At 40.4% G+C, this 13,154-nt stretch carries 16 protein-coding genes; 3 read left to right on the forward strand and 13 right to left on the reverse strand.

Annotation, left to right across the window (positions count from 1 at the left end):
* Positions 1–104: 104 nt before the first annotated feature.
* Positions 105–956: a helix-turn-helix transcriptional regulator gene (locus AC6B99_RS11225; RefSeq protein ID WP_496663360.1), complete on the forward strand. Its 852-nt coding sequence runs from the start codon at positions 105–107 to the stop codon at positions 954–956.
* A 44-nt stretch (positions 957–1,000) separates the two neighbouring features.
* On the forward strand, positions 1,001–2,068 hold the full coding sequence (locus AC6B99_RS11230; protein ID WP_496663361.1) for an outer membrane protein assembly factor BamB family protein: 1,068 nt from the start codon (positions 1,001–1,003) through the stop codon (positions 2,066–2,068).
* 57 nt (positions 2,069–2,125) lie between these two features.
* On the opposite strand, the gene AC6B99_RS11235 is transcribed toward AC6B99_RS11230, so the two are convergent.
* From AC6B99_RS11235 to AC6B99_RS11290, 12 genes are all read right to left on the reverse strand, one after another.
* Positions 2,126–2,614 carry a hypothetical protein gene (locus AC6B99_RS11235; protein WP_056039382.1) on the reverse strand — a complete coding sequence of 163 codons (489 nt, stop codon included), beginning with the start codon at positions 2,612–2,614 and terminating at the stop codon, positions 2,126–2,128.
* A gap of 401 nt (positions 2,615–3,015) precedes the next feature.
* Positions 3,016–4,170: a suppressor of fused domain protein gene (locus AC6B99_RS11240; protein WP_496663362.1), complete on the reverse strand. Its 1,155-nt coding sequence runs from the start codon at positions 4,168–4,170 to the stop codon at positions 3,016–3,018.
* 75 nt (positions 4,171–4,245) lie between these two features.
* Complete coding sequence (locus AC6B99_RS11245) at positions 4,246–4,692, reverse strand: SUKH-3 domain-containing protein (protein WP_056039377.1); 447 nt, start codon at positions 4,690–4,692, stop codon at positions 4,246–4,248.
* Between the two features lie 51 nt (positions 4,693–4,743).
* Positions 4,744–5,211, reverse strand: coding sequence for an Imm30 family immunity protein (locus AC6B99_RS11250; protein ID WP_056039373.1), 468 nt, complete (start codon positions 5,209–5,211; stop codon positions 4,744–4,746).
* Positions 5,212–5,347: 136 nt separating this feature from the next.
* Positions 5,348–6,664: a group II intron reverse transcriptase/maturase gene (gene ltrA / locus AC6B99_RS11255; protein WP_496663363.1), complete on the reverse strand. Its 1,317-nt coding sequence runs from the start codon at positions 6,662–6,664 to the stop codon at positions 5,348–5,350.
* 527 nt (positions 6,665–7,191) lie between these two features.
* Positions 7,192–7,659, reverse strand: a complete 468-nt coding sequence (locus tag AC6B99_RS11260) for a DUF6985 domain-containing protein (protein ID WP_496663364.1) — start codon at positions 7,657–7,659, stop codon at positions 7,192–7,194.
* A gap of 13 nt (positions 7,660–7,672) precedes the next feature.
* On the reverse strand, positions 7,673–7,942 hold the full coding sequence (locus AC6B99_RS11265) for a hypothetical protein (RefSeq protein ID WP_496663365.1): 270 nt from the start codon (positions 7,940–7,942) through the stop codon (positions 7,673–7,675).
* Between the two features lie 261 nt (positions 7,943–8,203).
* Entirely contained in the window at positions 8,204–8,989 is a 786-nt protein-coding gene (locus tag AC6B99_RS11270) for a hypothetical protein (protein ID WP_496663366.1), read from the reverse strand.
* 4 nt (positions 8,990–8,993) lie between these two features.
* Complete coding sequence (locus AC6B99_RS11275; RefSeq protein ID WP_496663367.1) at positions 8,994–9,392, reverse strand: hypothetical protein; 399 nt, start codon at positions 9,390–9,392, stop codon at positions 8,994–8,996.
* 148 nt (positions 9,393–9,540) lie between these two features.
* Positions 9,541–9,945: a hypothetical protein gene (locus AC6B99_RS11280; protein WP_056039363.1), complete on the reverse strand. Its 405-nt coding sequence runs from the start codon at positions 9,943–9,945 to the stop codon at positions 9,541–9,543.
* Between the two features lie 119 nt (positions 9,946–10,064).
* The gene (locus tag AC6B99_RS11285) at positions 10,065–10,664 is read right to left on the reverse strand and encodes a hypothetical protein (RefSeq protein WP_056039360.1); all 600 of its coding nucleotides are present in this window, start codon (positions 10,662–10,664) and stop codon (positions 10,065–10,067) included.
* A 382-nt stretch (positions 10,665–11,046) separates the two neighbouring features.
* Positions 11,047–11,412 carry a hypothetical protein gene (locus tag AC6B99_RS11290; protein ID WP_056039357.1) on the reverse strand — a complete coding sequence of 122 codons (366 nt, stop codon included), beginning with the start codon at positions 11,410–11,412 and terminating at the stop codon, positions 11,047–11,049.
* A gap of 413 nt (positions 11,413–11,825) precedes the next feature.
* On the opposite strand from AC6B99_RS11290, the gene AC6B99_RS11295 reads away from it, so the two are divergent.
* Positions 11,826–12,785 carry an IS30 family transposase gene (locus AC6B99_RS11295; protein WP_496663368.1) on the forward strand — a complete coding sequence of 320 codons (960 nt, stop codon included), beginning with the start codon at positions 11,826–11,828 and terminating at the stop codon, positions 12,783–12,785.
* A 276-nt stretch (positions 12,786–13,061) separates the two neighbouring features.
* Here the strand turns inward: AC6B99_RS11295 and AC6B99_RS11300 are convergent.
* Positions 13,062–13,154, reverse strand: a 93-nt coding sequence (locus AC6B99_RS11300) for an IS3 family transposase (protein ID WP_496663370.1), incomplete at its 5' end; no start/stop codon positions are given.

Here is a 13,154-nt window from a genome sequence, read left to right on the forward strand (position 1 = left end):
TTGTATTATGGCAAACGAATTATCCTATTACAAGTTGTCGTTTATCCTAGTATTGGCTATACTACAATAATAAATAACAGCGTAATGGGAAGGGTTTGAGAGTTTTGTCCGATCGTATTCGGCTAGAAGCGCTTGCGTCTTTTCTGAAGGCGAAGCGCGCTGGAATTAAGCCGCAGGCGGTGGGCTTGCCGGCTGGCATTCGCCGTCGCACGCCGGGACTGCGCAGGGAGGAAGTGGCGCAGCTCGCGAACGTCAGCGCAACCTGGTACACGTGGCTGGAGCAGGGGCGTAACATTCATGTGTCCACCCAAGTGCTGGAGTCGATTGCAAGCGCGCTGCTGCTGACAGCGGATGAACGCGACTATATTTTTGGGCTGGCGTTTGGCCATCATGCGGGGACGGGCGGAGGCGGCTTGAAGCTGGAAGAGGAGGAGCTTAAGCTTAGCCCTTCGTTGCAGCGAATCTTAACGGAGCTTCGCTATTGTCCAACGATTATTTCCGATCGGCATTGCCATATTGTCGGCTGGAACGAGGCTGCGGCGCATGTATTTGTCGATTTCAAATCGATTCCCTATGCCGAGCGGAACCTGATTCGCCTCCTGTTTACCCGCAAGGAGCTGCGCAGTCTGGCCGTCAATTGGGAAACGTTCGTGGAAGGCTACCTTGCGATCTTCCGCACCTATTACGGCCAATATATGGGCGATGAATGGTATGACCATTTTATCGTGGAAATGTCGCGGCTCCATCCTGAATTTGAAGCATTATGGCAGCGCAGCCAGGTCAGCCGCTCACCGGAGGTCACGATCGAATTCCGCCACTCCAAAACGAGCAAAATGCTGTTCGCGCTGACGTCCTTCCAAGTGCTCGGCAGCGTAGACCTGCGCTGCACCGTCTATACCCCGTTGGAAGGATCAGGGACGGAGGAGAAGCTGCGGCGATTATTGGGTACTTCATAATATCCCCTTATTTTCGATGGATAGGAAAGGACTGATCGTGGAGCATGAACGTATTTCAGATTTCGCTAGTTGGAGATAACGATGACTTTTGTGAGCCGTCTTATTTTACGGTAGATGGAGACATCATTTATGTCGCTTTGAACAAAAATAAGCCGCAAGCGCCCCAAGTGCTTGCTGGCGAGCTTGCCGCTGTAAATAGGCTGACTGGTGAAATCGTCTGGCGTTATACGCTGCCGAATCATGCGGGATTATGTGATGAAATCAACGCAGCCCCTCTTCTGTTTGAAAATAGGATCATCATCGCTTCCCGCTACAGCTGGAGCTCACTTGATCGTGAAAACGGTGCCGTCCTTTGGTCCAAAGCTTTTAAAGAACTTAATAGCAATAACCTGTCTTTGATTGATGGAACACTATTCTGCTGCCGCGGCACGGAAATCCAAACCGTTGACCCGTTGACTGGCAAAACGCTGTCTAAACGAAAACATCGGGTTAAATGGCTGGACTCTGCTATTCAAAAGCATCAAGGCAGATACTTCGCAGCTACCGGAAGCTCCAAAATCATTGAGATCGTCCCAAACCAATGGGACATCGCCCATGAATTCAAGTATGCGGGCGGCTGGGCGATCGCTGCAGCTCCGCATTTTCACGGGCAGCTGATGGTTTCCAGCAGCTATGCGGGCGAGATTATCGCTTTCAATTTGGAGAGCAATGAGCCCGAATGGAAAATGAAGAAAAAGGTCGGTTCGCGGCCGCAGCAAGCTTTTTTCGCAGGACAAGCGTTGTTCTACGACGGAAATACGGATCATAGGCTCCAGTCTGTGGAGCTATCTCCGAAGAAAAAGCTTTGGTCCAGACAGCTGACCCGCATGCAGGCTTGCCATATTCGCAGTGAAGCCGAATTTCTTGTCGTATGCCAAACGGCTGATCGAACCTTTAACCTAGGGCGCTTTGACATGCTGACCGGCGAGCTTATCTGCTACGTCACCTCGTTTGGAGAGGGCGACTGGAGCCTGTATCCGTATGATCTCTGGAGCGGCGTTGCCATTTATGAGGATGAACGCTGCATCGTTACGAATTTCAGACCGAATGAGCTCATTGTCATCAACAAATAGCCAGCTTGCTATAATCCACTAAAATAATAAATTGCCAAAACACTAAAATACTAAATTCTAAAATACTAATAACTGGCCTTCTGGCCATTTTCCTTTCCAGCCGCATGGGATATGACCTGATTGATATACTTTTAACAGTTGCGTATAAAATCCAGGCTTGATATAAGGGCTATAGGCATGCTCCATCATAGCTGCAAGCAGGTCCCACTCCACACTTTCATATACCGATTCGTTTAGATGATTATTTTTGGCGTACAAGGAGATATCATTCAAGACTCCATTTTTCAAAAGCTTTTTGGCTTCAATTGTTATGCTATTCCACTGTCTATAGGCGTCAAGATGTTCCTTATGCAGAGCTACGGTTAGACCGTTTCTAATTTCTAATTTGAAGTTATCCCATCTAGAGTTGAGGCTTTTCTCTGCCTCTCTCCAGTTATTTAGACAAGAATACTCATAATGGAGGGTAAAATCCGCCCCTTCCCCACACTTGCTAAACCAAGCTATTTCAGCAATTTGTTCATCGTAGAATTCTTTTACTGTTTTCATAAATGCTCCTTTGATTTCGATTTTATTGTTTTAGGGTGTGTATGCAAAACGGAGACGGTCTGCTGCTGGTTGCTTAGTTCTAATTCGAGGCCAATCTCATCTGACGTTTCTTGGCTAAAGGGACCGCAGCTTGCATTTGTTGCTGAGATCAATGGGGCGGTGGCTATATTTGGGGCTAACATCACGCAGTTCGGGAGGCTGCCTGCTTTTTTGGAGGACTGAGGTTCCGCTATTCTGGATTTTAACCCAATTTTAGGCTGTAAGCGGACAGGAAATCCGTTATTGCCCTCAATTCCCCTTCAAAATGGCTTACGGCAGCGTATTAGCGGCCCCTGTGTCCGCAGCCTGTGCCTTCACCCCTGATTCGGTTGAAATAGCTGCCGCTGTGTCCGCCAAATTTTTCATGTAATACTCACATTTTCTCTGTAAATATCAAGAACATCCGTTATTCCTTTTTCTAACAATAAGCCGATTAAATAATCGCACCCTTTTTCCAAAGCAAGCTTTCTTTCCTCTTCAAATATAGGCACTAACGTATAAAAATGAATTAATCTCCCTTGCTTATCTAATAAATTTTCCAACCCTTGTTCCTGAGGATTGCAAACCATCATACACGACAATTTTGTATTGGCTGAAAATGGCTGGGGAGGCTCTCCATTAGGCAATATAACGCCATCCGTTAACCAACCATCATACATATGTGGGATATGCGCTGTTTTTCTTAACCACCCTAATGGCCAGTATTGATTAGGATCACTCATTGCCTTTTGATTTATGGTCCAATTTAACGGCAGCTTCAGTAACAATTCTGCATATTTAAAATCTTTAGCCTCATCGGAATCATCCATAGGCAGATCGCTCATACCTGTTGTAAAAAGAGTTGCGAAATCTCTTTCATTAGATGGCGGTATTATATGGATATTGATGGCTACTCTGCTTCCGGGCACAATTTCGCTAATGGTTTCCATGGTCTCTCCGAAAAATTCGGATACATGCTTAATGATTTCATCATGACTATTTTGCTCGATCATAGTAGTGCTATCTATTTCATTTTCATTGATATCGTTAACGTTTAATAAATGAACAATATCCGTTTGTCCCATTTTACGTGCAAAAGCTAGGGCATCTGTGTTTTTCATCACTTCACCACTATACTTGACACTAGTATCCATGCCACTCTCTATTAAAAGTTTTGCAATATGTACATGTCCATTACTAATGGCACCGAACAAAGGATTTTTCTCTGGCTCACTTACATCTAAATCAGCACCATTAGCTACGAAATATCTAACTATCTCAAAATGTCCATTTGAGGCGGCTTCATTTATGGCCCCGCCATTAAATACCCCGCCTTGCTTGTTCATATCAGCACCAATGTCTATAAGTCGCTTAACAATTTCAAGCTGTCCTTTGGATGCAGCTACGTGAAGCCACGTTCCAAAAGGAGTCATCATATGAAGTAATTCAGCATTTGTCCCTATTAACTCCATTACTCTTTGAGTATCTCCACGCTTGATTGCAGAGCGTATTTCTTTTCCGATTTGAATTTTATCCATATGTGTTACTTTCTCCTTATTAGTGTTAGAGAATTTATATATTAATTTGCATATCGGTTAATTTATTTAGAAATGCTATACCTCGTTAATTACTTTTAATTGTCGACCTTCACATAAATGATTTAGTGCTTCAAAAATATGATCACCAAACTTCCAAATATAATAATCATCCCTAACACCGTAAATTTTACCAGATTCCGATATAAACATCGTTGCATTCTCGTCATAGGCTAAACCAATTACAACCAAAGGCTCTCCGATTATTTTTTCATACCTGGCATAATGTTTTCTTTCTACGCCATCTCTCAAAAACTCTGGGCCTATTTGAAAATCATCAGACTCATCACTAGGTACCAAATACTTTAATCCTCCAAACTGTTCTAATACTTTTTTGGCGCAATCAAATACTTCAAAATTTTTATTCTCTAAAAAGATCACAGTAGAGTCTATATAGATCTTGCGCCCGGGTGTCCATCCAGCTTTGTTCAATACAATGAGAGTTGCTGCTGTTAAATGCCCCATTAACTCGCCCTGCTTTCTAGTTTTTGAGTAATTTATCCATTTGATGAATTATCAATCAACTTGATCCAAAACAAACTTTACTTTATTAGAAAATAGATCCGGATGCTTAGCGCTTATTTCATTTAAAATTTCTTTCACTTCTGCTTTTTTTGACGCGGATGCATCCTTTAACACTAAAATATATGTATCCATTAAATCTTGTGAATTTAACATCATTTTATAAATTCTATTAACGCTGTATCTAGCCTCAGGCAACATACTAGTTATTCCTTCGGTTAGTTTACGCAAACCAACCTGAAGACCATTCCTCTCAGCTATAATAAAAATAGTTTCAATCATATCATTTGTAATATATGGTTCGATTGAATCATGAAAAACGGTACAAAAATCAAGAATAGCTTCGTTATTTGCAGTAGTTGCTATCTCATTCAAAATATCTTCAACCCTATCGATATCTCCATCCTCTTGATCAAGAAAACGAATTCTTTTAAGTGTAGATATCTGTTGCTTTATATACACGGGCCTGTTCCTCCAAATTCCACATAAATGTTTCCTATTGTAGAGTAGAAGAGCGCCTTTCCTTATAGGATTGTACGCTCCCCCCTCGCAGAACCGTGCTTGCGCTATTTACGCACACGGCTCCTCATCAGAAGATTCACACGAGAACCCTACTGTTAAACACGCTCGAATATATTTTCGGTCTCGGTAATGGTTTTGCTTTCATTAGCAATAGAAACTTGTCCCAAGTATAGCTATTTCGTTGACTTCTCCGATTCATCCATTTAAATAGCAGCTTCATTGTGCTGTACCAATAACTCGACAGCATGGGGCCATTGTCGGTGATACCGTAGTATCTGTAGTGCCCCGTGAGTTTGGCTTTAAGCTGTTCGAGTAGCGATTGAACAGGAAGGGTCCGGTTTGTCTTTATCCATGCCTTCATTCGTTGAACAGCTGAATGGAATTTCTTCCTGCTCGTTCTTCTCTTCACTCTAAACTTCCCATTCCTGCTTTTTCCACAGTAGTGAGTAAAGCCCAGGAAGTCGAACGTTTCCGGCTTGCCTGTTCTACTGTTCTTCCTGTTTTGTTCAGCGAATTGACCAAACTCTATGATTTTGCTTTTATCTGGAGCGATCTGCAAGTTGAACTTTTCCAGCCTCTCCTGCAATTGTAGATAGAAGTTTCTAGCCTCGCCTTCGGATTGGAAACAGCATACAAAATCATCCGCATATCGAACCATATGCGACTGGCCTCTATACTGCTTCTTCATTCGTTTTTCAAACCATAGATCGAGTACATAATGCAAGTAGACATTCGCCAGTACCGGAGAAATAATTCCGCCCTGCGGCGTGCCTTGTTCGGTTTGCCGACGAGTTCCCTCTTCCATTATTCCCGCCTTAAGCATGCGCTCAATCAGTTGCAACAGTTTGCGATCCTTGATTCGAACCTTCAGGCATTTCATCATCCATTTATGGTCTACGTGATCGAAGAACCCCGCTATATCAGCATCTACAAGCCAGTTCGTTTTCTTCGTCATGATGATCGTATTTACCTTTCTCAATGCATCATGGCATCCGAGTCCGGGGCGAAATCCGAATGAAGATTCCAAAAAGTCCTGTTCGTATATCGCGGACAGGATTTTACTTACAGCTAGCTGCACAATCTTATCTTCGTATGCTGGAATGCCTAGTGGTCTCATCTTATGGGTTCCGGGCTTTGGGATATACACACGTCTGACCGGTTGCGGTTTGTACGCCATCCTACGCAGGGATTGATGGAGATCCTTTATATTCACACTTAGATTCTCCTCGTACTTCGCTTTCGTTACTTCGTCCACTCCGACGGCTTTGTTCCCGTTTAACTCCCGGTGACACATGAATAGCGATTCTTCATCCAGCAGATGGATCAGACTTGTGAATGGCTCTTTGGGCTTTTCTTTGGCTAATTGTGCTATCTTAACAAGTTTCGTTTTCAATTCGTTTCCACCTCTGCGTGTGGCAATTGTGTCCTTCGTCAAGACCTTCTGATGTGGCTGCCTTCTCTCCACTGCCATTTCGCAGCTTCTTTGATACTACTCAGCCATCCGACTCCCTATCTCTCATTTGCTTTCCTTGCTTGGTTTTCGCTTGTACGGCATACCCGCTGCTTTGAGGAAGAGATAGGGTCTCCCGGGTTGCCATTCATTCTCGATCTGTAACGTGCCAAGCTCTAAGACCCCGGAGTGCCCGTTCAAGCTCACCTTATCGCTTGAACCGATTCTGCCTTCTGCATGTGTAACTACATCGGCCTGTCTCCACGTATTTTCGGGGCTCAATCACTTCAGCTTGCGCTTTCGGCCCGTTATATTGCCGTTCTACGCTTAAAACCAACCGTTACCGATTAGCCTCCAAGAACTAGCTACAGGACTGCTGGTTAGGCTTTATCCTGATGGGACTCCCACCCACTAGAATGAACGACCTTGCCCGGCCGCACTACACAAAATCCTTGATAGCCTCTTCACCTTCAAATAGCAACATCTTGATAGCCAACTTCCGTTACTACTTCGTCCAACAAACGGAGTCCTAGTCCATTTTCCATATCCCACGTACATTTAAAAAGTATTCCCATAGCTCGGCCTTCATAAATACCTGCATATGAAACAACAATTCCGTCCAAACTAATCATTTCAAGAATTTTATCAGTTGTTTCTACCAAAGGATAATTCTCTTCAAAAGCTATATCATAACCGAGCTCATGTCGCTTTTCTTGATAATATTCTAAAATAGGCTGTAAAAAGCTGCGCTGCAATTTGTCCCATTTTTTTACAAACGATTGATATGCCTTATACTGATCGTCCTCAAATTCACCGTCTTCAACACCTTCAATAATGAGCGATACTTCGACTTCTTTTCCGAAAAAATTAATGGTAGCATCCTTAGACCAAATGTAGTCATATTCGAGTTTACCAAAAATTGGATCGTTTATTTTCAACTTTAAATCCCCTTTAATTATTAAGTAGTGGATTGTCAACAGAATTAAAGCCCCTTACACTATAGCCAAGTTTTTTAAAAACAAAGTCCGCTAGTTTTTCTCGACTGTTTGTAATTACTTCTTCCCATTCAACAAGATCATCATATTCTTCTGCTTCTTCCCATCCAGCAACGTGCTGAACAGCACATGATAGTCTCAAATTCTCCTCCTTACCACAGTTAATAAACCAAGTGATGTATCTAATATCGTTTAATATCTCTGAACTAACGATTACTTCTTTCAATTAGTATCAACTCCATTGTAAATACTTTGTAATTATCCAGCTTACCCTACACAACGATACCATGGATTTTAAGAACTCGAGAGTTCATTTACTTCTTTGAAAATCATCATTTATGATGTTTCAAATACACTCTGACATAAAGAAGCTTATTCCAATTTCTTCACATGGAATAAGCCTATAAATTCATATTAGTTTTATATTTTCGATTAAAATGTTTCTAACAAAGCACCATAGTCACGCTTAAAACAATTAGTTACTATTCTACTCAGGCAAAGTAAAAATTACATCAAACGGATTTTTTTCTCCAAAAAATTCTTTGTATAGATTTTCTTTTTCTTCTTCATTTAAACTACCACTTAATATTTCTCCTAATTTAATCAGCAAGTCAGCTTCCTTTTGAGTGACTATTTTCCTTCTAACCATATTTTCCGTACTTTTTGGAGTTACCCATGCCCAATCATTTACTACTGCCTCCTTGTATGGGTATCCAAAGGACATTGAACTAATATGTGCATATTCTGAAACTAAAGGATGGACAATTAATATAAAAGCTGCAATTACTCCTGAACGATATCTTATTCTTTGTGCTTTATGGACTTCCTGAGCAAATGCCACTAGGTCACCAGGTATATCTCCCCATTCAAAACGTCCCATTGAAACAAGTAATTCAACAGCAAATTCATTTTCTACGTTTCTGGCTATCTTTAGATAGATTTCATTATTCGTAAATCCAGAAGCAGTAAATGCACCTAAACATCTTGCTGCACCTTTAACATTAGTTGCACCTTGTGAAATCAGTTTCACATATTCATCTAATCGATCACTATCTCTAACAAACTCAGGAGACTCAGCAATAGTTTCTATTAAAAGCGCCTTTATACTTTCATCCTTAACTAAAGGAATCATTCTAATAAGCTGATTATAATAGTCACCTACTAATTCTTCTAAATTGCAATCATTCTTTAATAGCTTTAATGCAGAGATTATAATATCATCATCTTTTCTTGAATACGCATTAGTTATCAATTCTATTATTTGTTTAAACATTTTACTATTCCTTTCTCACACTTAATGAAAACGAATGTAGGCCAGACTTGGGCAGCAAATCATGTACCCGCTCCAGTATGATTGGATTGTTAGTCATCATATGTTTGCTGTCTGGAGTCGCAAAACTTCTTAGCGTATCTATGCATATTTCAAAAAGTTCCTCATCCTCAGTGTTAAGCAATGATAATAGAATCTTTAGTTCATATATATTACAGCTGCTATCCATACAATAGGCTAATTTTCTCTGCCATTCTAATGGCTTAGCAAGCGCTTTACTTGATAATTCCTCCCAATCCTCTGGGCTGAACTCAGACAGCATATCACCTGCAAATATAAAACCATCATCGTACCAGGAATCCGCTGTCGTGTGAACTGACAATAAACGATCCAGTTTTTCAAACATGTATTTCACCTCTCAGTTCTCATAAGTTTTAAAACAATGTTGCCTCAGGCTCGATCTGCTATAGTTAATTCATTCTTTTTATAATCCCCCATTAAGTGGAACATGCCTTTAATTACTATTCTTCTTTCTATAGAGAGAAGATCCTTAATTAATCGTAAATTATAAACACTCTACTTCCGCTTTCATTTGCCTGCTCTAAAAAAGTAATGATATCAACTGAAAGTAAAGGAAGCATAGCAGTTATATTTTCTGAAGCTCGGTTTTCATCTTCTTTTAACTCACGCACAGCAAACGATTTAAATAATTGCAGCGCCCCCTCGACATCCTGGATTTCCCAAGGACTCTCATCATACCAACCTTCATGTATATAGTATTCATGTAAAATTACATTTTGAACTGGAACTTGTTCCAACAAACAATCTAAAAAGGTTTCAAAGTATCCGTTCCATAGTCTTAACTCGTGCCTCCCAATTAGGCTTTCATACATAAATACTATTTCAGGTTCTCCTTCAAATCCAATATAGTAGGAATCATTTATCAATACTTCTTTCATACTGTTACTCCTTCCAATGTCCTTGATCTAAAACTCTAACTTGCTCCGGCATGGCAGTTCCTGCTTTTCGAGCAATACCGAATACTCTTCTATATTACAATCCGTCAAATTACGGAAGACTATTCGCTTTTGACTACTTCTCTGCCTGAGCCCAGATATTCTTGAAAAAAGCCGAAGTCAAATAATTTCCCTTGTGAACTAGTATGTTCATACTTTGTTCTATTTAAATGTGCATTTTCTATACTGCTACTATTCATAAAATCAATTGGAACCGTCTCTTCGGTATTAAAAGTTATTGTGATTTTGGGTTTATTTTCAGTCACCATAATAATGGAGACATAACTGTCAGTGAGGAAAGACAGATTCCCCCCACATTTACAAATAATATCTCCCTTATTTAGCGTATACGGCCAGGTATGATATTGTTTTCGACCAGTAAGAAAATCACCTTCGGTTATCTTAAAATCTGCCCCTTTGACTCCCTCTATTCGCACCTTCATTTTTCCAAATACAAAGAGCGAGTCGTCCTCTATACAAAATCCTTGATTTATTATTTGTTCTTTAAAATCATAGATGTTTATAATTGAATTAATAAGTTCAAACTCATAAGTCCCCTTAATATTACTTGGAAAATTTAGAAATATGGTAGGAGTAACTTCTGCATCAACATCAACTATCCCGTCAAATTCTGCATTACTTATATCAAGAGTAAGTTTCATAACTGTATTCTCACTTTCTTACAATAGTATATTGATCCAGCATTTCTGATTTGATATTATCACCCGTAGCAGTTTTATAGCTTCCATCATTGGTTATTTCTCCTTCCACCTTTTATTTTCAATTCTTTTTCATCTAACGTCCTCAATATTTTGTTCATGTTTGATCGAGAAACAGTAATTATAATCGTCCATTTTTCCGAAAAATCTTTAATACTTCACGATTTAATGGATCATAACAATAACGGTTATCAATGATGATGATGTCGGTTTTACGCTTCATTTTATTAAAAAAAGCTTATTTCTACTCAGATTTTCAAGTCGGAATAAGCTTTTAATAGTGAATATGACATACAGATATTGTAATTATCCAACAAAATACAAGCTATTCATCAACGATCCATACATCTTCATTAAGATTCATGGAAACCAATAGCATTTGACAAACCTCAATAAGCAGTTCCTTTGCCTCCTTATTCAATTGATCTGATTCTATTTTTTTCAATTGCTTTAGTACTACATCTATATCCGGAATTCTCCACGGCTCCTCACACCAAGGTTCTTCAACATTGTAGTAATATGCTAGACCGGTCCATCCGTGTTCTTCAGGCTTAATTATTCTAATAATTTCATCAAAATATCCATCCCAGATTCTTAGAATATATCTATCACCATTAGAAAGATATCTTATGAATTGGATCTCTCCTTCACCTTCATACCCTTCATAATATGTACTATTTATTATCTCCATGAACTCATCTCCTTATTTGTTCCCTCACTATGTTTAAGTATCTAATAATATAAAACAAAGCATATCCAACTTTTAATGAAGTTGAATATGCCTTGTTTTTATTTCCCTTTTGTATATTAGAGATTCCTTCAAAATGAAGGATTTCTTTTTATTAATCCATGTAGCTCTCAGCAACTTCTATATGTCTCTTTAAATCCAAATCAGGATATCTTTTATCTAATGAATATAATAGTTCAATATATCTTTTACTTTGTAAATTATATGCTATCTCCTCAAAAACTTCACTTAAAAACATGAGTTCCGTTTTAGTACATGACGGATTGTAATATGAAGTGCGACACCTAAAAATGACCCATGACCGATTCGTGTGTAGAATGAAGTTACCACACTACCCCTACACAGGAGAATCAGCCATGAGCTACCAACATCTTACCACAAGAGAGCGAAGTCAGCTAGAATTACTCCATCAATTGGGATGGTCGGCTAGAGCGATTGCACGTAAGCTCGGGCGTCATCATTCCAGCCTATCCCGTGAGCTCAAGCGTCAAGGAACAGAAGAGTCTTATTGTGCAAATCGAGCCCAGACATCGTATATAACCAAGCGAGCTCGTTGTAAACCTTCGGGTAAATGGAATGCTGAAAGGCAACGTTACATCACGATGAAACTCGCAGAGACCTGGTCGCCGGAACAGATTGAAGGCAGGATGAAACGGGACGAGCCCCATCTTCGTGTATGCCATAAAACGATCTACCGATGGCTGTACCAAGGAAGGCTTGTTAAAGGAAATACAGCCTTTCTAAGGCATAAAGGAAAACGTCGTCAACCGCTGGAGAAGCGCGGACGTTTTACAATCGGGTTGTCCATTCACCAGCGTTCCAAAGAGATACGTAAGCGTGAGGCCTTCGGGCACTGGGAACTGGATACGGTTGTTTCTAGTCGTGGAAAAAGCAAAGCCTGCGTAGCTACATTCGCTGAGCGTAAAACAAGGTTCTACCACGCGATTAAAATGCAGGATCGTACAGCCTCTTCCATGGAGATGGCTTATAAACAGGCTGTCCTATCGATCCCGGCAACGGCCTTCGTAACGGCTACCGTTGATCGTGGTAAAGAATTTGCCTGCCACGAACGCCTAACTGCTTTACATGGCATGAAGGTGTATTTTGCCGATCCTTATTCCTCTTGGCAGCGAGGTACGAATGAAAATGCCAACGGGTTGTTAAGAGAGTTCTTTCCAAAGGGCTATGATTTCGCAGACATTACAGAAGAGGAATTAGCGTGCGCTTTGTTCCTTATTAATAACCGTCCTCGAAAGTGTCTAGGATGGAAAACCGCACACGAAGCTTTTCAGGTTGAAGTGTCGCACTTGGCTTGACAATCTGTCACATACCTGTATAAAGCCTAGTGTTAAATTTTCATCTCTACTGAGTATTTCTGTTAACTCCTCCCATTTAGATTCAATTCTCGGATCATTATCATCAAGTAATGCTCGTGCCCCTAAGATTGCCCTCACTTGTTCATTAAACATAAAGTAATAACCTCCTACAATTTATGGTTGCGACATATTGTCAGGAAATATCGTTCCAATCTCCCAATTAGTTTTAATTCCCCCTACTCTTACACCTTTATATATTGGATTGTCAACAGTAAATCAGACAACTTTTTTAAGGGCTTCTTGGCGATACTGAACAGGCGTCATATAGTCTAAGGTTCCATGGATGCGATGCTTGTTGAACCAGTTGAC

This window comes from Paenibacillus liaoningensis, from assembly GCF_059609455.1.

What these genes read in the sequence shown, in the direction of transcription:
- AC6B99_RS11230 (WP_496663361.1), top strand. Translation starts at nt 1,001, where the DNA reads ATGAACGTATTTCAGATTTCGCTAGTTGGAGATAACGATGACTTTTGT.
- AC6B99_RS11235 (WP_056039382.1), bottom strand. Translation starts at nt 2,614, where the DNA reads ATGAAAACAGTAAAAGAATTCTACGATGAACAAATTGCTGAAATAGCT.
- AC6B99_RS11240 (WP_496663362.1), bottom strand. Translation starts at nt 4,170, where the DNA reads ATGGATAAAATTCAAATCGGAAAAGAAATACGCTCTGCAATCAAGCGT.
- AC6B99_RS11245 (WP_056039377.1), bottom strand. Translation starts at nt 4,692, where the DNA reads ATGGGGCATTTAACAGCAGCAACTCTCATTGTATTGAACAAAGCTGGA.
- AC6B99_RS11270 (WP_496663366.1), bottom strand. Translation starts at nt 8,989, where the DNA reads ATGTTTAAACAAATAATAGAATTGATAACTAATGCGTATTCAAGAAAA.
- AC6B99_RS11275 (WP_496663367.1), bottom strand. Translation starts at nt 9,392, where the DNA reads ATGTTTGAAAAACTGGATCGTTTATTGTCAGTTCACACGACAGCGGAT.
- AC6B99_RS11280 (WP_056039363.1), bottom strand. Translation starts at nt 9,945, where the DNA reads ATGAAAGAAGTATTGATAAATGATTCCTACTATATTGGATTTGAAGGA.
- AC6B99_RS11285 (WP_056039360.1), bottom strand. Translation starts at nt 10,664, where the DNA reads ATGAAACTTACTCTTGATATAAGTAATGCAGAATTTGACGGGATAGTT.
- AC6B99_RS11290 (WP_056039357.1), bottom strand. Translation starts at nt 11,412, where the DNA reads ATGGAGATAATAAATAGTACATATTATGAAGGGTATGAAGGTGAAGGA.
- AC6B99_RS11295 (WP_496663368.1), top strand. Translation starts at nt 11,826, where the DNA reads ATGAGCTACCAACATCTTACCACAAGAGAGCGAAGTCAGCTAGAATTA.